Source organism: Burkholderia sp. AU45388 (genome assembly GCF_030481585.1).
Taxonomy (GTDB): Bacteria; Pseudomonadota; Gammaproteobacteria; order Burkholderiales; family Burkholderiaceae; genus Burkholderia; species Burkholderia sola.
This window is the reverse complement of the sequence record NZ_JAUJPV010000009.1, coordinates 116,669-141,634: the sequence shown is the minus strand read 5'-3', so window position 1 is coordinate 141,634 and position 24,966 is coordinate 116,669. Positions and strand designations below refer to the sequence as shown.

The 24,966-nt window shown below is 66.1% G+C and carries 20 protein-coding genes; 10 read left to right on the top strand and 10 right to left on the bottom strand.

What is annotated here, in order from left to right:
- Positions 1-154: 154 nt before the first annotated feature.
- The 3 genes from QZM72_RS17260 to QZM72_RS17250 form a co-directional block, all read right to left on the bottom strand.
- The gene (locus QZM72_RS17260; protein ID WP_089468253.1) at positions 155-655 is read right to left on the bottom strand and encodes a DUF192 domain-containing protein; all 501 of its coding nucleotides are present in this window, start codon (positions 653-655) and stop codon (positions 155-157) included.
- Positions 656-815: 160 nt separating this feature from the next.
- The gene (locus QZM72_RS17255; protein ID WP_011352970.1) at positions 816-1,031 is read right to left on the bottom strand and encodes a hypothetical protein; all 216 of its coding nucleotides are present in this window, start codon (positions 1,029-1,031) and stop codon (positions 816-818) included.
- A 281-nt stretch (positions 1,032-1,312) separates the two neighbouring features.
- Complete coding sequence (locus QZM72_RS17250; protein WP_006490892.1) at positions 1,313-1,891, bottom strand: pseudouridine synthase; 579 nt, start codon at positions 1,889-1,891, stop codon at positions 1,313-1,315.
- Between the two features lie 274 nt (positions 1,892-2,165).
- Here QZM72_RS17250 and icd point away from each other — a divergent pair, with 274 nt between their 5' ends.
- The gene (gene icd / locus QZM72_RS17245; RefSeq protein ID WP_039368210.1) at positions 2,166-3,422 is read left to right on the top strand and encodes an NADP-dependent isocitrate dehydrogenase; all 1,257 of its coding nucleotides are present in this window, start codon (positions 2,166-2,168) and stop codon (positions 3,420-3,422) included.
- A 281-nt stretch (positions 3,423-3,703) separates the two neighbouring features.
- The gene (locus QZM72_RS17240) at positions 3,704-5,932 is read left to right on the top strand and encodes an NADP-dependent isocitrate dehydrogenase (protein WP_301738719.1); all 2,229 of its coding nucleotides are present in this window, start codon (positions 3,704-3,706) and stop codon (positions 5,930-5,932) included.
- A 123-nt stretch (positions 5,933-6,055) separates the two neighbouring features.
- Here the strand turns inward: QZM72_RS17240 and QZM72_RS17235 are convergent, their stop codons facing one another.
- Positions 6,056-6,280 (bottom strand): hypothetical protein, encoded by a 225-nt coding sequence (locus QZM72_RS17235; RefSeq protein WP_089468251.1) that lies wholly within the window; start codon positions 6,278-6,280, stop codon positions 6,056-6,058.
- Between the two features lie 587 nt (positions 6,281-6,867).
- Between QZM72_RS17235 and QZM72_RS17230 the strand changes: the two genes are divergently transcribed.
- A complete protein-coding gene (locus tag QZM72_RS17230; RefSeq protein WP_301738718.1) occupies positions 6,868-8,466 on the top strand; it encodes a multicopper oxidase family protein in 1,599 nt (532 codons plus the stop codon).
- A 180-nt stretch (positions 8,467-8,646) separates the two neighbouring features.
- Here the strand turns inward: QZM72_RS17230 and QZM72_RS17225 are convergent, their stop codons facing one another.
- Positions 8,647-8,850, bottom strand: coding sequence for a cold-shock protein (locus QZM72_RS17225; RefSeq protein WP_006478030.1), 204 nt, complete (start codon positions 8,848-8,850; stop codon positions 8,647-8,649).
- Positions 8,851-9,394: 544 nt separating this feature from the next.
- Between QZM72_RS17225 and clpS the strand changes: the two genes are divergently transcribed.
- The 3 genes from clpS (at position 9,395) to QZM72_RS17210 (ending at position 13,489) form a co-directional block, all read left to right on the top strand.
- On the top strand, positions 9,395-9,709 hold the full coding sequence (gene clpS / locus QZM72_RS17220; RefSeq protein ID WP_006398529.1) for an ATP-dependent Clp protease adapter ClpS: 315 nt from the start codon (positions 9,395-9,397) through the stop codon (positions 9,707-9,709).
- Positions 9,706-12,006, top strand: a complete 2,301-nt coding sequence (gene clpA, locus QZM72_RS17215; RefSeq protein WP_069620437.1) for an ATP-dependent Clp protease ATP-binding subunit ClpA — start codon at positions 9,706-9,708, stop codon at positions 12,004-12,006. The genes clpS and clpA overlap by 4 nt, the downstream gene beginning before the upstream one ends.
- Before the next feature lie 103 nt (positions 12,007-12,109).
- Positions 12,110-13,489, top strand: coding sequence for an amino acid permease (locus QZM72_RS17210; protein WP_301738717.1), 1,380 nt, complete (start codon positions 12,110-12,112; stop codon positions 13,487-13,489).
- A gap of 301 nt (positions 13,490-13,790) precedes the next feature.
- Here QZM72_RS17210 and dut read toward each other — a convergent pair whose 3' ends face one another.
- The 5 genes from dut to QZM72_RS17185 form a co-directional block, all read right to left on the bottom strand.
- Positions 13,791-14,237 carry a dUTP diphosphatase gene (gene dut / locus QZM72_RS17205; RefSeq protein WP_089468249.1) on the bottom strand — a complete coding sequence of 149 codons (447 nt, stop codon included), beginning with the start codon at positions 14,235-14,237 and terminating at the stop codon, positions 13,791-13,793.
- A 54-nt stretch (positions 14,238-14,291) separates the two neighbouring features.
- The gene (gene coaBC / locus QZM72_RS17200) at positions 14,292-15,503 is read right to left on the bottom strand and encodes a bifunctional phosphopantothenoylcysteine decarboxylase/phosphopantothenate--cysteine ligase CoaBC (protein WP_301738716.1); all 1,212 of its coding nucleotides are present in this window, start codon (positions 15,501-15,503) and stop codon (positions 14,292-14,294) included.
- Between the two features lie 67 nt (positions 15,504-15,570).
- Positions 15,571-16,071: a signal peptidase II gene (lspA, locus tag QZM72_RS17195; protein WP_089468247.1), complete on the bottom strand. Its 501-nt coding sequence runs from the start codon at positions 16,069-16,071 to the stop codon at positions 15,571-15,573.
- A 2-nt stretch (positions 16,072-16,073) separates the two neighbouring features.
- Positions 16,074-18,911: an isoleucine--tRNA ligase gene (gene ileS, locus QZM72_RS17190; RefSeq protein ID WP_301738715.1), complete on the bottom strand. Its 2,838-nt coding sequence runs from the start codon at positions 18,909-18,911 to the stop codon at positions 16,074-16,076.
- A gap of 99 nt (positions 18,912-19,010) precedes the next feature.
- Positions 19,011-20,003 carry a bifunctional riboflavin kinase/FAD synthetase gene (locus QZM72_RS17185; RefSeq protein WP_050017542.1) on the bottom strand — a complete coding sequence of 331 codons (993 nt, stop codon included), beginning with the start codon at positions 20,001-20,003 and terminating at the stop codon, positions 19,011-19,013.
- Between the two features lie 122 nt (positions 20,004-20,125).
- On the opposite strand from QZM72_RS17185, the gene purN reads away from it, so the two are divergent.
- The 4 genes from purN to QZM72_RS17165 all read left to right on the top strand — a co-directional run bounded on the left by purN (position 20,126) and on the right by QZM72_RS17165 (position 24,881).
- Complete coding sequence (purN, locus tag QZM72_RS17180) at positions 20,126-20,788, top strand: phosphoribosylglycinamide formyltransferase (protein WP_301738714.1); 663 nt, start codon at positions 20,126-20,128, stop codon at positions 20,786-20,788.
- A complete protein-coding gene (locus QZM72_RS17175) occupies positions 20,785-22,050 on the top strand; it encodes an RsmB/NOP family class I SAM-dependent RNA methyltransferase (protein WP_301738713.1) in 1,266 nt (421 codons plus the stop codon). Before purN ends, QZM72_RS17175 begins: the two co-directional genes overlap by 4 nt.
- 18 nt (positions 22,051-22,068) lie before the next feature.
- Positions 22,069-23,469: a mechanosensitive ion channel family protein gene (locus QZM72_RS17170; protein ID WP_301738712.1), complete on the top strand. Its 1,401-nt coding sequence runs from the start codon at positions 22,069-22,071 to the stop codon at positions 23,467-23,469.
- A gap of 215 nt (positions 23,470-23,684) precedes the next feature.
- A complete protein-coding gene (locus QZM72_RS17165; protein WP_089468243.1) occupies positions 23,685-24,881 on the top strand; it encodes an acyl-CoA desaturase in 1,197 nt (398 codons plus the stop codon).
- Positions 24,882-24,966: the final 85 nt, after the last annotated feature.

The following is a 24,966-nucleotide window of genomic DNA, read 5'->3' as shown; positions in this document are numbered from 1 at the left end:
TGCAGATGCGGGCAGCGTGTGCCGAATCAAGGCGGGGGGCGCCGGCGGGCGAAAAAAAAGCCGGCGCCCGACAGGAAACCATCGGTGGCCGGCTTTTCGGTCGGTGCGCGGGGCGCGGCACGATGCGCGCCGCGCGGGCCGCCGCGGTTACCGGTTACTGGGCCCGCGGCAGGCCGTCGAGCTTCATGCCGGGCTTGATGCCCTTCGCGGCGAACCAGCCCTTGCTCATTTCGAGCGCATAGACGCCGTTGTTGCGCGGGCAGTGGTTGTCGGTCGTCTCCGCGCGCATCTCGTCGATGTCGGTGATCGTGCCGTCCGCGCGGATGAACGCGATCGACAGCGGAATCAGCGTGTTCTTCATCCAGAAGCAGTGCACGGCGTTCTCGTTGAAGACGAACAGCATGCCTTCGTTCGGCGCGAGCTGCGAACGGTACATCAGCCCCTGTTCGCGGTCGGCGTCGTTCGCGGCGACGGCCGCGTCGATCACGTACATGCCGGCGCGCAGCTTCACGCGCGGGAACTCGCTCGGCTGCTTGGCGCCGGGCGGCACTTGCGCGCTGGCGGCCTGCATGCCGAGCGCGAGGACGGCGAGGGCGGCGGGAAACACGGCGGCGCGCGCAAGGCGGCCGAGCGACGAGCGCAGGGAGAATGACACGGCATGGCTCCTGTCTGGAAAACGAGACCCGCATGGTACGCGATGCGCGCCGGCGGGCACAAAAAAGAAAAAGGCAGATCGCCTTGCGGTGATCTGCCTTTCAACGCCGTAAGAACGGCAGGACTGCGTGTTCTTGACTGCGTTATTACAGCCAGCTTGCTTAGTTCGAAGCAGCTGCCGGTGCTGCTGCGTCGCTTGCTGCAGCCTTCTTCGATGCCTTGTGGTGCTTCTTGGCAGCGTGGTGCTTCTTGGCAGCGTGCTTGGCCGGTGCCGAAGCAGCTTCTGCTGCTGCCGGAGCAGCTTCCGGAGCCGAAGCTTGTGCGAAAGCAGCCGTTGCGAAGAGGCCAGCGACCAGAGCGGCGATCAGTTTGTTCATGTTGTGTTCCTCAGCTTTAGTTAATTAACCAAATGACCCGGCAATAGGAGTCATGTCGTCTAACGGTGCCATCCACCTTTCGGTTGACAGACGCTTCGAGAAATTTCTCTTTGCGCTGCGGGCGCCGAATCGTATTCGAATAAAACGTCGCTTTCGTGACGCAAACACGGGTTCGGCTGCCAATGCCGGATAGCTAAGGTTGGCATCTGCGTGGTTTAACGCGCGATCTTCACGGCCGGTTGACGAAAAAGATGACGAAAAATTCGCGTGTCCCGGATGCGTCATCCGGCCGGCGCGAAACCGTCCCACGGCGCGCGCGGCGGCAGCGCGATCGTTTCGCCCGGTGCAATGCCGAGCGCGAATATGTCGAGCGCGCCGATGCCCACGCGCACCAGACGCAACGTCGGGAAGCCGACGGCCGCCGTCATCCGGCGTACCTGCCGGTTCTTGCCCTCGGTGATCGCCAGCTCGATCCACGTGGTCGGGATCGCGGCGCGGTAGCGGATCGGCGGATTGCGCGGCCACAGCGTGTCGGGCGGCTCGATGAATTCGGCGCGGCACGGGCGCGTCACGTAGTCGCCGAGGTCGACGCCGCGTGCGAGCGCCTTCAGGTCGGCCGGCCCCGGCGCGCCGTCGACCTGCGCCCAGTAGCGCTTCACCAGCTTGTGGCGCGGCTCCGCGATGCGGGCCTGCAGCGCGCCGTCGTCGGTGAGCAGCAGCAGCCCCTCGCTGTCCGCGTCGAGCCGGCCGGCCGCGTACACGCCGGGCGTTTTTACCCAGTCGCCGAGCGACGGCCGCGTCTCGTGCGCGGAAAACTGGCAAATCGTGCCGAACGGCTTGTTGAGGGCGATCAGGTTCATGGCGGGGCGCCCGCCGGCGCCCCGCACGAAGCGGGGCGGGCGGTCTATGGCAAATGGCGGAATCTTAATGCATAATACGGAACGGCAAGTCCTCTGTCTTATATAAGACATAAGTGAGGTCTTGATACGCAGTGCCGCGGTTCGCGCCGAAGTGCCCGGTTGGGGCGCTAGAATAGCGGCTCGCTGTTGTCGTCACGGGGTGGCCATGCCGCGCCCCGCCGCGCGCGCAGCTTCGACCAGCATCACCTGCTCAGCCACGTCACTGGAGTCGATCATGCCGTATCAGCACATCAAGGTTCCGGAGGGCGGTGACAAGATCACCGTCAACAAGGACTTCTCGCTCAACGTTTCCGATCAGCCGATCATTCCCTATATCGAAGGCGACGGTACGGGCTTCGATATCACGCCGGTCATGATCAAGGTCGTCGACGCGGCGGTCGCGCATGCGTACAAGGGCCAGCGCAAGATCCACTGGATGGAGATCTTCGCGGGCGAGAAGGCGACCAAGGTGTACGGTCCGGACGTGTGGCTGCCGGACGAAACGCTGCAGGTGCTGAAGGAATACGTGGTGTCGATCAAGGGGCCGCTCACGACCCCGGTCGGCGGCGGCATCCGTTCGCTGAACGTCGCGCTGCGTCAGGAGCTTGATCTCTACGTGTGCCTGCGCCCGGTCCAGTACTTCAAGGGCGTGCCGTCGCCGGTGCGCGAGCCGCAGAAGATCGACATGGTGATCTTCCGCGAGAACTCGGAAGACATCTACGCGGGCATCGAATGGGCCGCGGGCTCCGAGCAGGCGAAGAAGGTGATCAAGTTCCTGCAGGACGAGATGGGCGTGAAGAAGATCCGCTTCCCGGAAACCTCGGGGATCGGCGTGAAGCCCGTGTCGACCGAAGGCACCGAGCGCCTCGTGCGCAAGGCGATCCAGTATGCGATCGACAACGATCGCAAGTCGGTCACGCTGGTGCACAAGGGCAACATCATGAAGTTCACGGAAGGCCTGTTCCGTGACGCCGGCTACGCGCTCGCGCAGAAGGAATTCGGCGGCGAGCTGATCGACGGCGGCCCGTGGATGCGCGTGAAGAACCCGAAGACGGGCAACGAGATCGTGATCAAGGATTCGATCGCCGATGCTTTCCTGCAGCAGATCCTGCTGCGCCCGGCCGAATACGACGTGATCGCGACGCTGAACCTGAACGGCGACTACATCTCCGACGCGCTGGCCGCGCAGGTCGGCGGCATCGGGATCGCGCCGGGCGCGAACCTGTCGGATTCGGTCGCGATGTTCGAGGCGACGCACGGCACGGCGCCGAAGTACGCGGGCAAGGATTACGTGAACCCGGGTTCCGAGATCCTGTCGGCGGAAATGATGCTGCGCCACCTCGGCTGGACGGAAGCAGCCGACACGATCATCGCCGCGATGGAGAAGTCGATCCTGCAGAAGCGCGTCACGTACGATTTCGCGCGGCTGATGGAAGGTGCGACGCAGGTGTCGTGCTCCGGCTTCGGCGAAGTGCTGATCGAGAACATGTAAGACCCCTTCCGGGGTGGGCCGGCAGGTTGCCGGCCGCCCCGGCGCTGACTGCCGGCGCCGGAGCGTTTCATGGATGGCAGGTTTGTTGGCAGGGTGGCCCGGCATGCGGGCCGCGGCGCCGCGAGGCGGCCGCATGCCCTGCAAGGTAGAACATGACGGCCCTCGCAACACCACCGCCCGGCTGAGCCGGCGCACCCCTTTCGCGATCGACCCGGTCGCTCCCCGCCGGTTACCGCCGGCGCTCCTCAGTCCCATCATCACGTAGCAATGCTTTGACCACCATGTCCACTTCGCCCAAGATCATCTACACCCTCACCGACGAAGCGCCGGCGCTCGCGACCTATTCGCTGCTGCCGATCGTCAAGGCCTTCACGCGTTCGTCCGGCGTCGCCGTCGAAACGCGCGACATCTCGCTCGCCGGCCGCATCATCGCGGCATTCGCAGACGTCCTGCCGTCGGAGCAGAAGGGTTCCGACGATCTGGCCGAGCTGGGCCAGCTCACGCTGAAGCCGGAAGCGAACATCATCAAGCTGCCGAACATCAGCGCATCGGTGCCGCAGCTGAAGGCCGCGATCGCCGAACTGCAGGCGCAGGGCTACGCGCTGCCGGCCTATCCGGAAGATCCGTCGACGGACGAAGAGAAGGCCGTCAAGGCGCGCTACGACAAGATCAAGGGCAGCGCGGTGAACCCGGTGCTGCGCGAAGGCAACTCCGACCGCCGCGCGCCGCTGTCGGTCAAGAACTACGCACGCAAGCATCCGCACAAGATGGGCGCGTGGAAGGCCACGTCGAAGGCGCACGTCGCGCACATGACCGAAGGCGACTTCTACGGCAGCGAGAAGTCGGCGCTGATCGCCGATGCCGGCAGCGTGAAGATCGAACTGACGACCACCGACGGCGCGAAGAAGGTGCTGAAGGAAAAGACGGCCGTGAAGGCCGGTGAAGTGATCGACGCGTCGGTGATGAGCCGCAACGCGCTGCGCAGCTTCATCGAGGCGCAGATCGCCGACGCGAAGGCGCAGGACGTGCTGTTCTCGGTGCACCTGAAGGCGACCATGATGAAGGTCTCGGACCCGATCCTGTTCGGTCACTTCGTGTCGGTGTTCTATCGCGACGCGCTCGCGAAGCACGCGGACGTGCTGGCGAAGGTCGGCTTCAACCCGAACAACGGGATCGGCGACCTGTACGCGCGCCTGAAGGATCTGCCGGCCGACACGCGTGAAGCGATCGAAGCCGACGTCAAGGCCGAGTACGCGGTGCGCCCGCGTCTCGCGATGGTCAACTCGGACAAGGGCATCACGAACCTGCACGTGCCGAGCGACGTGATCGTCGACGCATCGATGCCGGCGATGATCCGCGATTCGGGCGGCATGTGGGGCCCGGACGGCCAGCTGTACGACGCGAAGGCCGTGATTCCGGACCGCTGCTACGCGGGCGTGTACCAGGCCGTGATCGAGGACTGCAAGCAGCACGGCGCGTTCGATCCGGTCACGATGGGCAGCGTGCCGAACGTCGGCCTGATGGCGCAGGCGGCCGAGGAATACGGTTCGCATGACAAGACGTTCCAGATTCCGGCGGACGGCGTCGTGCGCGTCACCGACGAAGCCGGCAACGTGCTGCTCGAGCACGCGGTCGAGGCAGGCGACATCTGGCGCATGTGCCAGACGAAGGACGCACCGGTGCAGGACTGGGTCAAGCTCGCGGTCAACCGCGCCCGCGCGACCGGCGCGCCGGCCGTGTTCTGGCTCGATCCGGCGCGCGCGCACGATGCGCAGATCATCGCGAAGGTCGAGCGCTACCTGAAGGATCACGACACGAACGGCCTCGACATCCGCATCATGACGCCGCAAGATGCGACCCGCTTCTCGCTCGAGCGCATCCGCGCGGGCAAGGACACGATCTCGGTCACGGGCAACGTGCTGCGCGACTACCTGACCGACCTGTTCCCGATCATGGAACTGGGCACCAGCGCGAAGATGCTGTCGATCGTGCCGCTGATGGCCGGCGGCGGGATGTTCGAAACGGGTGCGGGCGGCTCCGCGCCGAAGCACGTGCAGCAGTTCGTCGAGGAAGGCTTCCTGCGCTGGGATTCGCTCGGCGAATTCCTCGCACTGGCCGCGTCGCTCGAACATCTGGGCAACGCGTACCAGAACCCGAAGGCGCTCGTGCTCGCGAAGACGCTCGACCAGGCGACCGGCAAGTTCCTGGACGAGAACAAGTCGCCGGCGCGCAAGGTCGGCGGCCTCGACAACCGCGGCAGCCACTTCTACCTGTGCCTGTACTGGGCGCAGGCGCTCGCCGAGCAGACCGAGGACGCCGCGCTGAAGGCGCAGTTCGAAGGCGTGGCGAAGGCGCTGTCCGAGAACGAAGCGCGCATCCTGGAAGAACTGGCGGCCGCGCAAGGCAAGCCGCAGGCGATCGGCGGCTACTACCGTCCGAACGTCGACCTGACGAGCCAGGCGATGCGCCCGAGCGCGACGCTGAACGGCATCGTCGACGCGGTCGCCTGACGCCGGCCGCGCGATCGCGCGAGCCCGTGCACGGGCCGGCGCGGCGGAGCGAACCATTCGCCGCCCGGCACACAAGAAAAACGCCCCGGTCGCCCGGGGCGTTTGTCGTTGCAGATGTGCCATTCAGACGTGAACGATTTCCCATTCGGCGATTTCGTCCGGCACTTCGAGCGTGGCCGTGTCCAGTTCGGAAGGCTGCGCGCAGTCGCCGCGGGAGATGCGATCGGCCGCGACTTCCGGGCACGAGAACGCGCCGAGCGAAGCGTTGCCGAACGTCGCTTCCCAGCCGCCGTTTGTCGGCAGGATGTAGAACGACCCGAGCGCTGAACCAAAGCGAAATCCCTTCATTTCCGTTCTCCCTTTCTGATTACCAGCGATTCTGTTGTGCCGCCTGCCGGCTTGGCCGGCTGTGGCCCGACTGATTGCTTGCGCCGGATTCCGTATCGAGCGTCGCGGCGAAGCGTCAGTGCATGGAACAAAGTCTACGTCCGCGACCCGGTCGGATGGTGCATGTAGAACGGCTTCTCAAAACAAAAAATAACCACTAAAAACAATGAGTTATTTTCATCGTTTTGTATGGCGGAACGTTTTTCGGCATCGCGAAACGGGAAATTGGTGCCCTGCACCACGAATTTTTATAAAGCAGTGACTTGTTCCGCATCGTGAAAAATCGGCGAATTTCCGGATCGTCGATGCGGCGGGGCGAGCGCGGTGCGCGAGCGGAAGGCGCGAAAGGGGCGGCAGCCGAGGGGCCGTGGCCGCCGAAGCGCCGGGCGACGATCGCCGTCGTGGCGCCGTATCCGGCGCGGTAGCCGTGCTTGCTGCGGCGTATCGCCGCCCGCTTGGCGATGGCGTTTTTCGATCCGGCCCTGCGGTTATGATGACGCGACCGCCGCGCCTGTCGCGCGCACTGCATGAATAACGAGGATCGATTGATGAGACGGAGAACCTTCCTGTCGCGCGCCATCGGCGTCGCGAGCGCGTCGCTGTTCGCGCGCACTGCGTGGGCGCAGCATGCCGGTCATGCCGGCATGGCCGGCATGGATTCGATGGACGACATGCCGAGCATGTCGGGGATGTCGGCGCACGCGCAGCACGGCAAGCCCGCGCCGGCCGCGCTCGCGGCCGCGGACGCGCTGCCGGCCGGCGCGCCGCTCGCCACGTTGCGCACGCTGGCGAACGAAAGCCGCGAGCCCGGCACGTTCCGGGCGACGCTGGTCGCTCAACCGGTGGCGCGACCGCTGCTGCGCGGCGCGCGGCCGACGACGTTCTGGCAGTTCGGCGCGGGCACGCAAGGCCCGGTCGTCGGCCCGCTGATCGACGTGCGCGAGGGCGATACGGTCGAGATCCGGTTCGTGAACAAGCTGCCGCAGCCGTCGACGATCCACTGGCACGGCCTGCCCGTACCGCCCGACCAGGACGGCAACCCGTCGGATCCGGTCGCGCCCGGCGCGTCGCGCGTGTATCGCTTCACGCTGCCGAAGGGGAGCGCCGGCACGTACTGGTACCACCCGCATCCGCACATGATGACGGCCGAGCAGGTGTTCCGCGGGCTGGCCGGCCCGTTCGTCGTGCGCGCCGCGGACGATCCGCTTGCCGGCTGGCCCGAGCGCCACCTGTTCGTGTCGGACCTGAAGCTTGCCCGCGACGGCACGATCGCGCCGAACGACATGATGGACTGGATGAACGGTCGGGAAGGTCAATTCGTGCTCGTCAACGGCGCGCGCCGGCCGCGTATCGACATCGCCGGCGACGAGCGCTGGCGGGTGTGGAACGCGTGCAGCGCACGCTATCTGCGCATCGCGTTCGACGACGGTCGCGTGTTCGAGCATGCAGGCACCGACGGCGGCTTGTTCGACACGCCGCGGCGCGTGACGTCGCTGCTGATTGCGCCGGGCGAGCGCGCGGAACTGCTGGTGCGCGCCGGCGACCGTGCGTCACACGCGGTGCTGCAGGCAGCCGAGTACGACCGTCGCAAGATGGCGATGTCGCACGACGACGGCCACGGCAGCCTGCCGCCCGATCCGGCGCTGGCGCTGGCCGATGTGGCATTCGCGCCCGCCGAGGCCCGCGCGCTGCCTGCCACGCTGCGCGCGGTGCCGCCGCTGGGCGAACCGGTCGCGCACAAGACGGTCGCGTTCGGCGAGGAAATGGACATGGACGCGATGATGAAGGGCGGCGCGCACGGCCGCCCGGCGGGCATGCGCTTCACGATCAACGGCGACACTTACGCGCCGCACCGCGCGACCCTGACGAGCCGCCGCGGCGACGTCGAGCGCTGGGAGATCCGCAATACGACGGACATGGATCACCCGTTCCACGTGCACGGCACGCAGTTCCAGGTGATCGAGCGGGCGTCGGGTGGGTCACGCACGAGCGAACCTTTCCGCGCATGGCGGGATACGGTGAACGTGCGCAGCGGCGAAACGGTGTCGATCCTGGTCACGCAAGACATGCCCGGCGAGCGCATGTTTCACTGCCACATTCTCGAACACGAGGATCTCGGCATGATGGGCACGCTGAAGGTCGTGTAACGAAGCGGCGAATGTGTTTCACGTGCAGATTCGATATCCGACCTGCATGCGTGACGAGACAATGCGTGTTCAGTTATCGGGATTGAACGAAAAGGCCGGCCAATCGATTATCGATGGGCCGGCCTCAAAAAAAGAAACCCGGCGCCGTGCGCCGGGTTTCTTCGTCCGATATCCGATGCCTTATGCGGCCTGGATGTTCGACGCTTGCTTGCCCTTCGGTCCTTGAACGACGTCAAAGCTCACCTTCTGGCCTTCCTTCAGCGTCTTGAAGCCATTCATGGTGATAGCCGAGAAGTGCGCAAACAGATCCTCACCGCCCTCGTCGGGAGTGATGAAACCGAAGCCCTTCGCGTCGTTGAACCACTTAACGATACCAGTTGCCATTTTCCTACTTCCCCTGTCACACAGTCGCTGCTACTTACCACGAGCACGCTCGAAAAGCTAAACGACCAAAATCCGGTCGTTCCCCCCTCACAAGCTCACCTCGGCCTCTTTCGTTTCGCCAGTCGGCAAATTGAAAAAAGTGCCAGCTTGATTGTTGGCGCTCTTTATTGGAGTGTCAAGTGGAATTTTTAGACGTTTAGAGGGTCGTTGTAAAGAACCCATTTTCAGGGTTTTTCCGGCTTTGCTTCGCAACATGCGGCCAAGCGCGCGGGCTTGAAAAGCCGCATAATCGGCTCATATACCAGGCTCGAGTGACACGCGTTCGAGTCGTCCCGGCTTGTGGGATACTGGATGCGGACACGACGTTCCGGTGCGAATCCCCCAGACGGTTCGTGTTCCGCGCCATGCGTGAAAGCCGGCACCGCAGCCGGCTTTCATATGGCGCGAAGGCGGTCGTGTGTTCCGGGATACCGGGGAGGGCGCCGGCCGGTCGGTCGGGTAATGGCAGGATTGCGGGCCTGTCCGAGTTGTTTAGAATGGGTGTATGGCGATTATCCCGGACAAGCAGGACAGTACCGTCCTGGAACGCAAGCAGCAGAAGCTCAAGCCGCCTTCGATGTACAAGGTGGTGCTGCTGAACGACGACTTCACGCCGATGGAGTTCGTCGTGATGGTGGTCCAGGAGTATTTCAAGAAGGATCGCGAGACGGCCACGCAGATCATGCTGAAGGTCCATCGCGAAGGGCGAGGGGTATGTGGGGTCTATACGCGGGACATCGCGTCGACCAAGGTTGAGCAAGTCGTTACCCATGCGCGGCAGGCAGGGCATCCGCTGCAGTGCGTGATGGAGGAAGCATGATTGCCCAGGAATTGGAAGTCAGCCTGCACATGGCGTTCATGGAAGCACGCCAGGCGCGCCATGAGTTCATTACGGTCGAGCATCTGCTGCTGGCCCTGCTGGATAATCCGACGGCGGCCGAGGTGTTGCGCGCGTGCGCGGCAAACATCGAGGATCTGCGTCAGAACCTGCGCAATTTCATCCACGACAACACACCTACCGTCCCGGGCACCGACGATGTCGATACCCAGCCGACGCTCGGTTTCCAGCGCGTGATCCAGCGCGCGATCATGCACGTCCAGTCGACGTCGAACGGCAAGAAGGAAGTGACCGGCGCGAACGTGCTGGTCGCGATCTTCGGCGAGAAGGATTCGCACGCCGTGTACTACCTGCAGCAGCAGGGCGTCACGCGCCTCGACGTGGTGAACTTCATTTCGCACGGCATCGCGAAGACGAACAGCGGCGAAGCCGCGAAGTCGACCGACGCGAATGCGGAAAGCGAAGACGCGAATGCGCAGAAGGAAACCCCGCTCGCGCAGTTCACGCAGAACCTGAACCAGATGGCGAAGGACGGCCGCATCGATCCGTTGATCGGTCGCGAGCCCGAGGTCGAGCGCGTCGTGCAGGTGCTGTGCCGTCGCCGCAAGAACAATCCGCTGCTCGTCGGCGAAGCCGGCGTCGGCAAGACCGCGATCGCCGAAGGGCTCGCGTATCGCATCACGCGCGGCGAGGTGCCGGACATCCTCGCGAACGCGCAGGTGTACTCGCTCGACATGGGCGCGCTGCTGGCGGGCACCAAGTATCGCGGCGATTTCGAGCAACGTCTGAAGACGGTGCTGAAGGAGCTCAAGGAGCGCCCGCACGCGATCCTGTTCATCGACGAAATCCATACGCTGATCGGCGCGGGCGCCGCGTCCGGCGGCACGCTCGACGCGTCGAACCTGCTGAAGCCGGCGTTGTCGTCGGGCACGCTCAAGTGCATCGGCGCGACCACGTTCACCGAATATCGCGGCATCTTCGAGAAGGACGCGGCGTTGTCGCGGCGCTTCCAGAAGGTCGACGTGACGGAGCCGAGCGTCGAGCAGACGGTCGCGATCCTGCGCGGGCTGAAGTCGCGCTTCGAGGAGCACCACGGCGTGAAGTATTCGTCGGGTGCGCTGTCGGCCGCGGCCGAGTTGTCGGCGCGCTTCATCACCGACCGCCACCTGCCGGACAAGGCGATCGACGTGATCGACGAGGCGGGCGCCGCGCAGCGCATCCTGCCGAAGTCGAAGCAGAAGAAGACGATCGGCAAGGGCGAGATCGAGGAAATCATCTCGAAGATCGCGCGCGTGCCGGCGCAAAGCGTGTCGCAGGACGATCGCAGCAAGCTGCAGACGCTGGACCGAGACCTCAAGAGCGTCGTGTTCGGCCAGGATCCGGCGATCGACGCGCTCGCGGCCTCGATCAAGATGGCGCGCGCGGGCCTCGGCAAGATGGACAAGCCGATCGGTGCGTTCCTGTTCTCCGGCCCGACGGGCGTCGGCAAGACCGAAGTGGCGCGCCAGCTCGCGTTCACGCTCGGCATCGAGCTGATCCGCTTCGACATGTCGGAATACATGGAGCGTCACGCGGTGAGCCGGCTGATCGGCGCGCCGCCGGGCTACGTCGGGTTCGACCAGGGTGGCCTGTTGACCGAAGCCGTCACGAAGAAGCCGCATTGCGTGCTGCTGCTCGACGAAATCGAGAAGGCGCATCCGGACATCTTCAACGTGCTGCTTCAGGTGATGGACCACGGCACGCTGACGGACAACAACGGCCGCAAGGCGGACTTCCGCAACGTCATCATCATCATGACGACGAACGCGGGCGCCGAGTCGATGCAAAAGGCGACGATCGGCTTCACGACGCGCCGCGAAACCGGCGACGAGATGACCGACATCAAGCGCCTGTTCACGCCGGAGTTCCGCAATCGGCTGGATGCGATCATCAGCTTCCGCTCGCTCGATGAGGAAATCATCATGCGCGTGGTCGACAAGTTCCTGATCCAGCTCGAGGAACAGCTGCACGAGAAGAAGGTCGACGCGCTCTTCACCGACGCGTTGCGCAAGCATCTCGCGAAGCACGGCTTCGACCCGCTGATGGGCGCGCGCCCGATGCAGCGGCTGATCCAGGACACGATCCGCCGTGCGCTGGCCGACGAGCTGCTGTTCGGCAAGCTGCTGAACGGCGGCCACGTGACGGTCGACGTCGACGAAAGCGACAAGGTGCAGTTGTCGTTCGACAAGCTGGCGAATCCGCCGCACAAGCCGAACGAAGAGACGGTCGAAGTCGAGTAAGCGATAATTCGTTGTTCATGCGAACGGCGCGGGAAGTTCTCCGCGCCGTTTCGTTTTATTCGGCGCCGGCGGCGCGATGGTGGTGCAGGGGAGTGGTAACGCAGTGACAGAACAACAACGGTCGTTCGACGATATCGTCGCGCGCGAACAAGGGTTGCGCCACGCGCTGACGTCGGGGCAGATGGCGATGATCGCGATCGGCGGCGCGATCGGCACGGGGCTGTTCCTCGGCAGCGGTTTCGCGATCGGGCTCGCCGGCCCGAGCGTGCTGGTTTCGTATGCGATCGGTGCGCTGATCGCGCTGCTGCTGATGGGCGTGCTCGCGGAAATGACCGTCGCGCACCCCACGGCCGGCTCGTTCGGCGCCTATGCCGAGCACTACGTCGGCCCGCTCGCGGGTTTTCTCGTGCGCTATGCGTACTGGTTCGCCGTTGTATTCGCGATCGGCACCGAAATCAGCGCGATCGCCGTGTTCATGAAGTACTGGTTTCCGGTCGTGCCCGGCTGGTACTGGGTGATCGGCTTCTCCGCGCTGCTGATCGCGGTGAACCTCGCGAGCGTCACGCTGTACGGCACCGTCGAATACGCGTTCTCGCTGCTGAAGATCGCGGCGATCGTCGTGTTCATCGTGCTCGGCGCGTTGCTCGTGTGGTCCGCGCCGGCCGCATCGGGCATCGGCTTTGCGAACTACACCGCGCACGGCGGCTTCATGCCGAAGGGCCCGTGGGGCACCTGGGTCGCGGTGATCGTCGCGATCTTCAGCTACATGAGCATCGAAGCGGTCGCGATCGCGGCCGGCGAGGCGCGCGATCCGCAGCACGCGGTCACGCGCGCATTCCGCTCGACCGTGTTCCGGCTCGTGCTGTTCTACCTGCTGACGCTCGCGCTGATGCTCGCGATCGTGCCGTGGACGCAGGCCGGCACCGACGAAAGCCCGTTCGTGAAGGTGATGGCCGCGACGCACGTGCCGTACGCGGCGGGCGTGATCAACTTCGTGCTGTTGATCGCGGCGCTGTCGGCGATGAACAGCCAGCTCTACGTGACGACGCGGATGATGTTCAGCCTGTCGCGCGCGCGCCTCGCGCCTGCGGTGTTCGGCCGGCTCGGCGCGAACGGCGTGCCGCGCGCGGCGCTGTGGATCTCGACGAGCGGCGTTGCCGTCGCGGCCGTACTGGTCGCGCTCGCGCCCGATACCGCGTTCACGGTGATGATGGCGATCGCGATGTTCGGCGCGCTGTTCACGTGGCTGATGATCTTCGTCACGCACCTGCGGTTCCGTTCGCGGTATCGCGGCCCCGCGCTCGCGTTCCGGATGTGGGGGCACCCGTTCGGCAGCCTGCTCGGCGCGGGGCTCGTCGCGGCGATCCTGCTGACGACCGCTTTCACGCGCGAATTCCGGATGACGATGGTGGTCGGCGTCGTGTTCGTCGTGCTGCTGACGCTCGCCTACGCGCTGCATTACCGGCACCAGCACGCGCGCTGACGCCGGCGCCGCTGCCCGCGCCGTTCTTCGGTCGCTAAGGTTCCGTTAAGCGGGCGGCGACCACATTCGATCCTGTCTGCAACGCGCGCCGGTCCGCACCGTCGCGCCGTTTCCTGCAAAAAGGCTTCGAATGAACAAACTTCCCGAAATCACGCTCGCGTTCTGGATCATGAAGATCGGCGCGACGGGGCCGTGTTGTTCGGCGTGCTGGTCGCGATGGCCGTCTATGCGAGGACCGTCCAACCGGCCGGCAAGCGACGGCGCGTGAAAAGGAAAAGGGCTTTTTTTTGCTCTGCGCGGCTCAGTGGCGGCCGGTGCTGCCGAACCCGCCTTCGCCGCGATCGCTCTCGGTGAATTCGTCGACGATGTTGAACTGCGCCTGCACGACCGGCACGATCACGAGCTGCGCGAGGCGTTCGAACGGATTCAGCACGAACTCTGTCTGGCCGCGGTTCCACGTCGAGACCATCAACTGGCCCTGGTAGTCGGAGTCGATCAGGCCGACGAGGTTGCCGAGCACGATCCCGTGCTTGTGGCCGAGGCCCGAGCGCGGCAGGATCAGCGCCGCATAGCCGGGATCGGCGAGGTGGATCGCGAGGCCCGTCGGCACCAGCGTCGTTGCGCCGGGCTGCAGCGTAACCGGTGCGTCGAGGCATGCGCGCAGGTCGAGGCCGGCGCTACCGGTCGTCGCGTAGGCGGGCAGGTAGTCGCGCATGCGCGCGTCGAGAATCTTCAGGTCGAGTTTCATGCGGTCGTCGAATCGGTCGGGAAGGGCGCGGCGGCAAGCGCCGCCGCGCGGAGATCAGATCAGGCGGTTGTCGGGCAGGCGCTTCGCGATTTCGGCCACGAGCGTGTGCGCGAGTTCTTCCTTGGGCGCGCGCGGCAGGCGCGTGAGGCCGGCGGCCTCGAACAGCACGACTTCGTTGTCGTCGCGGCCGAACGTCAGCGGGCCGAGGTTGCCGACGAGCAGCGGGACGTTCTTGCGCTTGCGCTTTTCGTCGCCGTGCACGTCGAGGTCGCCGCTTTCGGCCGCGAAGCCGACGCAGAACGGCGCATCGGGCAGCGCCGCGACCGACGCGAGGATGTCGGGGTTCTCGACGAACGCGAGCGCCGGCATCTTGCGGTCGGCCGTCTTCTTCATCTTGTGCTCGGCCGGCTGGTCGACGCGCCAGTCGGCGACCGCGGCCACCGCGATGAAGATGTCGGCATCGGCGACCGCATGCATCACCGCATCGTACATCTGCTGCGCGGTCTGCACGTCCTGGCGGTACACGCCCCACGGCGTGTCGAGCGCGACCGGCCCGGCGACGAGGTGCACGTCGGCGCCGGCCTGCTGCGCGGCGCGCGCGAGCGCGAAACCCATCTTGCCGCTGGAGCGGTTCGTCAGGCCGCGCACCGGGTCGAGCGGTTCGAACGTCGGCCCGGCCGTGATCAGCACGCGGCGGTGCGCGAGCACCTTCGGCGCGAAGTGCGCGACGATCGCTTCGTAGATCGCCTCGGGCTCGAGCATGCGGCCGTCGCCGACTTCGCCGCAGGCCTGCGCGCCCGAATCGGGGCCGAGCACCGACACGCCGTCCGCGCGCAGTTGCGCGGCATTGCGCTGCGTGGCTGGGTTCTGCCACATCTGGCGGTTCATCGCGGGGACGACGAGCAGTGGGCAGTCGCGTGCGATACACAGCGTCGACAGCAGATCGTCGGCGAACCCGTGCGCGAGCTTCGCGAGGAAATCCGTCGACGCGGGCGCGATCACGATCGCGTCGGCTTCGCGCGACAGGTCGATGTGCGCCATGTTGTTGTCGATGCGCGCGTCCCACTGGCTCGTATAGACGGGCCGGCCCGACAGCGCCTGCATCGTGACGGGCGTGATGAACTGGGTGGCGGCGTCGGTCATCGCGACCTGCACGGTCGCGCCGGCCTTCACGAGCAGCCGCGTGAGTTCGGCGATCTTGTAGCAGGCGATGCCGCCCGTCAGGCCGAGAACGAGGTGTTTTCCTGCGAGTTCTGCGTGTGCCAACTCAGGCCTCCTGGGGTCGAACGGAACGGCCGGCGCGAAGCCGGCCGTCGACACGGAGTATGCGCGCTCAGCGCGCGCCGCGCACGCGCCGCAGCTCGTCGTAGATCAGCAGCACCGCGCCGACCGTGATCGCGGAATCGGCGAGGTTGAACGCCGGGAAGTGCCACGCGCCGACGTGGAAATCGAGGAAGTCGATCACGTGGCCGTAGACGAGCCGGTCGATCACGTTGCCGAGCGCGCCGCCCAGGATCAGCGCGAGCGACACGCTGAACAGCCGCTGATGGCCGTGGCGCTTCAGCAGGAAGCAGATCACGAGCGTCGCGCCGATGCCGAGCGCGGTGAACGCCCAGCGCTGCCAGCCGCTCGCGGTCGACAGGAAGCCGAACGCGGCGCCGCGGTTGTACACCAGCACGAGGTTGAAGAACGACGTCAGCGCATGCTGCGCGCCATACGCGAACGTCTTGAGGATCGCGATCTTCGACAGCTGATCGAACAGGATCACGATCAGCGAAATGCCGAGCCAGGGCGCGAGCGCGCCGCTGGCCGGTTTCGACAGGGTCTTCGCCATATTTAAGCAGCGCTCCGGATTTCGCCGTTTTCAAACAGGTTCGAGAAGCAGCGGCCGCACAGCGTCGGATGATCGGCGTGCGCGCCGACATCTTCGCGGTAGTGCCAGCAGCGTTCGCACTTCTGGTACTTCGACGCGGCCACGTCGACGCTTTCCTGAGCTTCGTCGTCGACCTTCACGACGGTCGCCGCCGACGTGATCAGCACGAACTTCAGGTCGTCGCCGAGGCTCGTGAGCGCGTCGTAGCGCGCGCCGCTCGCATGCACGGCCACTTCGGCCTGCAGCGACGAACCGATGCGGTTCGCGGTACGCGCTTCCTCGAGCGCCTTCGTCACGTTGCCGCGCACGTCGCGCAGCAGCGCCCACTTCTCGATCAGCGCGGCCGAGCCGGCGACTTCCGGATACGCGTAGTAGGTTTCCGTGAAGATCGTGTCGCTCGCCGGCTGGAACACCTTCCACGCTTCTTCCGCCGTGAACGACAGGAACGGCGCGAGCACGCGCAGCAGGCCGTGCGTGAGGTGATACAGCGCGGTTTGCGCGGAGCGGCGCGCGCGCGAATCGGCGGCGCTCGTGTACAGGCGATCCTTCAGCACGTCGAGGTAGAAGCCGCCGAGGTCTTCCGAGCAGTACGTCTGCAGCTTCGCGACGACCGGGTGGAATTCGTACTTCTCGTAGTGGCCGAGCAGTTCGGTTTGCAGTTGCTGCGAGAACGCGACCGCATAGCGGTCGATCTCGAGCCATTCGTCGACCGGCACCGCGTGCTGCGCGAAATCGAAATCCGACAGGTTCGCGAGCAGGAAGCGCAGCGTGTTGCGGATGCGGCGATAGCCTTCGGTCACGCGCTTCAGGATTTCCTCGGAGATCGCGAGCTCGCCCGAGTAGTCGGTCGAGGCGATCCACAGGCGGATGATTTCCGCGCCGAGACGGTTCGCGACTTCATGCGGGTCGATGCCGTTGCCGAGCGACTTGCTCATCTTGCGGCCTTCGCCGTCGACCGTGAAGCCGTGCGTGAGCAGGCCCTTGTACGGCGCGCGGCCGTCGATCATCGATGCGGTCAGCAGCGACGAGTGGAACCAGCCGCGGTGCTGGTCCGAGCCCTCGAGGTACAGGTCGGCCGGGAACTGCAGCTGATCCTTGTGCGAGCCGCGCAGCACGTGCCAGTGCGTCGTGCCCGAGTCGAACCACACGTCGAGCGTGTCGCGGTTCTTCTCGTACAGGTTCGCGTCGTCGCCGATCAGCTCGCGCGGGTCGAGCGATTGCCACGCCTCGATGCCCGACTGCTCGACGCGCTTCGCGACTTCCTCGAGCAGCTCGAGCGTGCGCGGGTGCAGCTCGCCGGTTTCCTTGTGCACGAAGAACGCCATCGGCACGCCCCACTGGCGCTGGCGCGACAGCGTCCAGTCGGGACGGTTCGCGATCATGCTGAACAGGCGCTGCTTGCCCCACGACGGGTAGAACGCGGTCGCGTCGATGCCTTCGAGCGCGGTTTCGCGCAGCGTCTTGCCGCCGTCTTGCGGCGTCACGTCCATGCCGGCGAACCACTGCGACGTCGCGCGGTAGATGATCGGCGTCTTGTGGCGCCAGCAGTGCATGTAGCTGTGCTTGTAGTGCTCGCTGCGCAGCAGCGAGCCGGCTGCGTTCAGCGCGTCGACGACCTTCGGGTTCGCGTCCCAGATCGACAGGCCGCCGAACAGCGGCAGCGATTCGATATAGCGGCCGTCGCCCATCACCGGGTTGATGATGTCCGAATCGGTCATCCCGTGCGCCTTGCACGACTGGAAGTCCTCGATACCGTACGCAGGCGACGAGTGCACGACGCCGGTACCCGTGTCGGTCGTCACGTAGTCGCCGAGGTAGACGGGCGCGGTGCGCTGGTAGCCGGGGTGGGCCGACGCGAGCGGGTGGTGGAAGCGCAGGTTCGCGAGCTTCACGCCGGGCGCGGTCGCGACGACGCGGCCGGTCAGCTTGAAGTCGGCCATGCACGCTTCGACGCGCTCTTGCGCGATGATCAGCAGCCCGCGCTCGGTGTCGACCAGCGCGTAGACGATCTCCGGATGGAGGTTCAGCGCCTGGTTGGCGGGAATCGTCCACGGCGTGGTGGTCCAGATCACGATGCCGCCCTCGGCGCGCGGCAGCGCCGGCAGGCCGAACGCGTGCGCGGTCTTTTCCGGTTCCGCGAATGCGAACATCACGTCGATCGTCGGGTCGGTGCGGTCCTTGTACTCGACTTCCGCTTCCGCGAGCGCCGAGCCGCAGTCGAAGCACCAGTTGACCGGCTTCAGCCCGCGATACACGTAGCCCTTCTCGATGATCTTGCCGAGCGCGCGGATTTCTTCCGCCTCGTTCACGAAGTTCATCGTCTTGTACGGGTTGGCCCAGTCGCCGAGCACGCCCAGGCGCTTGAAGCCGACCTTCTGCTTCTCGATCTGCTCGGTCGCGTACGCGCGCGCCTTGCTCATCACTTCGGCCGCCGGCAGCGACTTGCCGAACTGCTTCTCGATCTGGATCTCGATCGGCATCCCGTGGCAATCCCAGCCCGGCACGTACGGCGCGTCGAAGCCGGCCATGTTGCGCGACTTGACGACGATGTCCTTCAGGATCTTGTTGACCGCGTGGCCGAGGTGGATGTCGCCGTTCGCATACGGCGGGCCGTCGTGCAGGATGAACTTCGGCCGGCCCTTGCTGGCCGCGCGGATCTTCTCGTAGATGCCGCGCTCTTCCCACTCCTTGACCCACTGCGGCTCGCGCTTGGGCAGGTCGCCGCGCATCGGGAACGGCGTGTCGAGCAGGTTGACCGGATACTTGGCCTGCGGTTTCGAATCGGCTTTCTTGTTGCTCATGATGGGATCGCTATCTAAATCGGGGACGCTCGGGCGTCGTGAATCGGGTAGGCGCGCGACAGGGCGGCGCGAGGGGGCGGCGAGGCGCCGCCGTCCGGATCAGCTAATTCGGTCGGTGGCCGACGTCGCGAAGCCCGTCGCGCGGCTACCCGGCGCACGGTCGCGTTCGACGAAGTACGCGCGCGCATTCGCGACGTCCAGCGCGATCGCGCGCGACAGCGCCTCGAGATCGTCGAACTTCGCCTCGTCGCGCAGCTTCTTCAGGAATTCGACGCGGATCAGCTTGCCGTACGCGTCGCCGTGCCAGTCGAGCAGGTGGACTTCGAGCAGCACGCGGCCCGAATCGTCGACGGTCGGGCGCAGCCCGAGGCTCGCGACGCCCGGCAGCGGCTCGGGGCCGAGGCCGTGCACCTGCACGACGAAGATGCCCGCGAGCGCCGGCCGCTTGTGCGCGATCGGCAGGTTCAGCGTCGGGAAGCCGAGGTCGCGGCCGAGCTTGAGCCCGTGCGCGACGTGGCCGCTGATCGCGTAGCCGTGGCCGAGCGCCTGCGCGGCCGCGTCGAGATCGCCCGCGGCGAGCGCCGCGCGCACGCCGGAGCTGGAAATGCGCGTGCCGTCGCTGCCGGACACCGTGCCCATCTGCTCGACCTCGAAGCCGTGCAGCTCGCCGGCCGCCTTCAGCGTGTCGAAGGTGCCCGCGCGCTTCGCGCCGTAGCAGAAATCGTCGCCGACCATCATCCAGCGCGCGTGCAACCCGTTCACCAGCGTGCGTTCGACGAACGCCTGCGGCGACTGGCTCGCGAAGGTGTGGTTGAAGTGCTCGACGACGACGCGGTCGACCCCGTGGTCGCGCAGCGCTTCCAGCTTGTCGCGCAGCATCGCGATGCGCGGCGGCGCGCCGGCCGGGTTGAAGAATTCGCGCGGGTGCGGCTCGAACGTCATCACGCACACGGGCAGGCCGCGTGCGTCCGCTGCCGCGCGCACGCGCGCGAGCAGGGCCTGGTGGCCGCGATGGACACCGTCGAAGTTGCCGATCGTCAGCGCGCACGGGGCGCGGCTCTCGGCGTTGGGCAGGCCGCGGAAGACTTTCACGATAGCGGATGCAGCGTCGGGGGATGGGCGGTGGGATGCCGCAAAGCAGAAGATTATAAACGTTCGGGCGGCCCGACGGCCGAGAAGGCGGGAATCGCGAGGGCGAATGGTAAAATTCGCGGATGAAAAAACTCGTGATCCTGATTTCCGGTCGCGGCAGCAACATGGAGGCCATCGTCCGCGCGTGCGCGCAGGAACGCTGGCCGGCCGAGATTGCCGCCGTGATCGCCAACCGGCCCGATGCGGCCGGGCTGGCTTTTGCCGCGTCGCACGGGGTGGCGACGGCGGTGGTCGACCACCGGTCGTTCGACGGCCGCGACAGCTTCGACGCGGCGCTCGCCGCGGAGATCGACCGTTTCGCGCCCGATCTCGTCATCCTTGCCGGCTTCATGCGCATCCTCACGCCCGCATTCGTCAGACGATACGAAGGCCGGCTGCTGAACATCCATCCGTCGCTGCTGCCGAGCTTCAAGGGCATCCACACGCATCAGCAGGCGCTGGATGCGGGCGTCGCGCTGCATGGCGCGAGCGTGCATTTCGTCATTCCCGAGCTCGACAGCGGCGCGATCGTCGCGCAGGGCGCGGTGCCGGTGCGCGCCGGCGACGACGCGGCCGCGCTCGCGCGGCGCGTGCTGACGGTCGAGCACGTGTTGTATCCGCGCGCGGTGCGCTGGTTCGTCGACGGGCGCCTGCGCCTCGAGCACGGCCGTGCAGTGGTGGCGCCCGAAGAGGCGCGCTGGATTTTCGCGGATCAACCGCATACCGAAACGAGTGAGGGCGTATGAAGCTGCACGGATTCCTGATCGGCCAGACCGAGACTTTGCTGGCCGAGGTGCTGAAGTTCGCCGGCCCCGCCGACGCGACGACGAGCCGGTTCTTCCGCGCGCACCCGAAGCTCGGGCATGCCGAGCGCGGCGTGATCGCCGAGGCCGTGTTCGCGGTGCTGCGCCGGAAGATGGAGTTTTCGCATCTGGCCGAGAGCGGCACGGGCACGCCCGCGCGGCGCCTCACGCTGCTTGGCCTGATGCAGACGATGGGGCGCAATGCGCTGAAGCCGTTCCTGTCCGACACCGAGTCCGCGTGGCTCGAGCACGTGTCGAAGATCGACCCGGCGAGCCTGCCGGTGCGCATTCGCACGAACCTGCCCGACTGGATTCACCAGGCGCTGTCGGCCCGTTTCGACGCCGACGAGCTTGCGCAGCTCGCCGCCGCGCTGAACTACCCGGCGCCGCTCGACCTGCGCGCCAACGCGCAGAAGGCGAGCCGCGACCAGGTGATCGAGGCGCTGCGCGTGAGCGGCATCGACGCGGGCGCGACGCCGTTCGCGCCGTTCGGCGTGCGCGTGGTCGGCAAGCCGGCGCTGACGCGCCTGAAGCTGTTCGAGGAGGGCGCGATCGAGGTGCAGGACGAAGGCAGCCAGCTGCTGTGCTCGCTGGTCGCGCCGCGGCGCGGCGAGATGGTCGTCGATTTTTGCGCGGGCGCGGGCGGCAAGACGCTCGCGCTCGGCGCGATGATGCGCTCGACCGGGCGTCTCTATGCGTTCGACATCTCCGAGAAGCGCCTCGCGAAGCTGAAGCCGCGCCTCGCGCGCAGCGGGCTGTCGAACGTGAACCCGGTGCTGATCGACAGCGAGCACGACGCGAAGATCAAGCGGCTCGCTGGCAAGATCGACCGCGTGCTGGTCGACGCGCCGTGCAGCGGCCTCGGCACGCTGCGCCGCAATCCGGACCTGAAGTGGCGCCAGACGCGCACGGCGATCGACGAGCTGACGCCGAAACAGGCGTCGATTCTCGCGAGCGCCGCGCGGCTCGTGAAGAAGGGGGGCCGGCTCGTCTACGCGACCTGCAGCGTGCTCGACGCCGAGAACGAGCGCATCGTCGAACAGTTCCTGGCCGATCATCCCGACTTCGTGCTGGTGCCGGCGCAGCAGGTGCTGGCCGACCAGCGCATCGAACTCGAGACGGGCGATTACCTGTCGCTGTGGCCGCACCGCCACGCGACCGACGGCTTCTTCGCCGCGGTGCTCGAGCGCCGCGCCGCGCAGTAACGACTGCCCGGACGGACGATGGAGAGTCTGCAGAGCCGCCTGCTGTCGCACCGGCTGGCATCGGTGATTCGCGATTTCCACCAGCCTGTGATGGTCTGGCAGGCGGCGATCCTCGTCGGGGCGCTGTGCTTCGCCTGGGTGGCCGCGCGCGTCGTGCACGGTCGGATCGATGCGCACCGGCGGGCGGCCGGACGCGCGCCGGGCGCGGGCGCGCAGAGCCTGAAACGTGCGCTGTTTCCGCTGTTCGGCAGCGTGTTCGTCGGCGGCGCGCAGCTCGCGTTCGACCCGTTCATGTCGACGTCGCTGCTGTCGCTCGCGCTCGTGCCGCTGTTCGGCATCGGGCTGATCTACGTGCTGTTCTTCTTCGCGCGGCGCGTGTTCGCGCGCGACGGCCATACGCACGCGTGGCTGTCGATCGTCGAGAAGATCGTGTCGACCGTCGTGTGGGCCGCGATGGTGATGACGGTGCTGGGCATCCAGCGCGACGTGCTCGGCTGGCTCGACAGCGTGCAGTTCCGGGTCGCGACCGCGCACCTCACGCTGCTGTCGGTGATTTCCGGCGCGCTGTGGGTGTGCGTGACGCTGATGGTCGCGATGTGGCTCGGCTCGGTGCTCGAGGATCGCCTGTCGCGCGTGAGCACGCTCGATGCGAACCTGAAGGTCGTGCTGTCGCGGGTCGGGCGCGCGCTGCTCGTGTTCGCGGCGATCCTGATCGGCTTGTCGCTCGTCGGCATCGACGTGACGGTGCTCGGCGTGTTCGGCGGCGCGGTGGGCGTCGGCCTCGGTTTCGGGCTGCAGAAGATCGCCAGCAACTACGTGTCGGGCTTCATCATCCTGCTCGACCGCTCGTTGCGGCTCGGCGATGCGATCAGCGTCGGCGGGCTGCAGGGCGTCGTCACGCAGATCCGCACGCGCTACACGGTCGTGCGCGGCCTCGACGGCAACGAGACGCTGATCCCGAACGAGAAGCTGATCACCGACGTCGTGCAGAACCAGTCGTCGTACCTGACGCGCGGCTATGCGAAGGTTGCGGTGCAGGTCGCTTACACGAGCGACGTCGAGCAGGCACTCGCGTTGCTCGCCGACGCCGCGAAGGACGTGCCGCGCGTGCTGGCCGAGCCGGCGCCGACCGCGTACCTCGTGAGTTTCGGCGCCGACGGGATCGATCTGGAGCTCGGCTTCTGGATCGAGGATGCGGCGAAAGGCACGTCGGGCGTGCGCTCGAGCGTGAACCGCAACATCTGGCGGCTGTTCAGCGAGCACGGGATTTCGATTCCGTTCCCGCAGCGCGAAGTGCGCGTGGTCGGGCTGCCGGACGGCTTTCCCGCGGCGGCGGGCGTGGCGGCCGGGCTCGAGCCGGCGGCAGCCAACGGTGCGCTGGACGGGCACGCGTTGGACGGGCACGCGCCGACGGCGTAGCGGGCACGGGCGGTCAATCGTACCGATCCCGCGGTCGAAACCGGATCGCGAGCCCTACCCAGTCCGCACATGGACCGCGCGGATTGCGTCAGGGCAAGAAAATATTCATTTTTTACAAAGACTTGGAACGGTTGAAGTAAAATTCCGGTCTACACGCGGTATGCTTTCATTCTTCTGACGCCAGCGTGGCGTCGCTCTCATCACGGGTAACTGCCTTGTTGAATTCTGTGCTCGATTTTCTTTCCCACGGGCTCCTGCGTTTTTCGTGGTGGCAAGTCGCGTTGTTCGCGCTCGCCGTCACGCACGTCACGATCATCGGCGTGACCGTCTACCTGCACCGCTGCCAGGCGCACCGCGCGCTGGAGCTGCATCCGATCGCGAGCCACTTCTTCCGCTTCTGGCTGTGGATGACCACCGGCATGCTGACCGGCCAGTGGGCCGCGATTCACCGCAAGCACCACGCGAAATGCGAGACCGAGGAAGATCCGCACAGCCCGCAGACGCGCGGTATCTGGAAGGTGTTCCTCGAGGGCGCCGAGCTGTATCGCGCGGAAGCGAAGAACGAAGAGACGATGCGCAAGTTCAGCCACGGCACGCCGAACGACTGGCTCGAGCGCAACGTCTACTCGAAGTACCCGATTCTCGGCATCAGCATGATGATGGTGATCGACGTCGCGCTGTTCGGCGTGCTCGGCCTCACCGTGTGGGCCGTGCAGATGGTCTGGATTCCGTTCTGGGCCGCGGGCGTCGTGAACGGCTTCGGTCACTTCTGGGGCTATCGCAACTTCAATTCGGCCGACGCGAGCACGAACCTGTTCCCGTGGGGCATCGTGATCGGCGGCGAGGAACTGCACAACAACCACCACACGTTCGCGACGTCGGCGAAGCTGTCGAACAAGTGGTACGAATTCGACATCGGCTGGATGTACATCCGCATCATGTCGGCATTCGGTCTCGCGAAGGTGAAGAAGGTCGCGCCCACGCCGCGCCTGAACAAGCCGAAGACGGTGCTCGACCAGGAAACGCTGCAGGCCGTGCTGTCGAACCGCTACGAAGTGATGGCGCGCTACGGCAAGGCCGTGAAGCGTGCGTACCGCCAGGAGCTCGCGCACCTGAAGGAACTCGGTTCGAGCGAGAAGTACCAGCTGATGCGCGGCGCGCGCAAGTGGTTCCACAAGGACGCCGACGGCCTCGACGAGCCGCAGAAGAAGTTGCTGCCGGAAATCTTCGCGAACAGCCAGAAGCTGCATACGTACTTCCAGCTGCGCCAGGATCTGGCCGCGATCTGGGATCGTTCGACCGCGTCGCGCGAACAGCTTCTCGCGCAATTGCAGGATTGGTGCCATCGCGCAGAACAAAGCGGCATCAAGGCGCTGCAGGAATTCGCGACACGCCTGCGTCGCTACGCCTGATTCGAAATCGATTAGAATCTCAGGACGTCACAAACCCCGCGTTGGCGGGGTTTTTTCATTTGGGTCGCCGGTTTTTGACGGATCG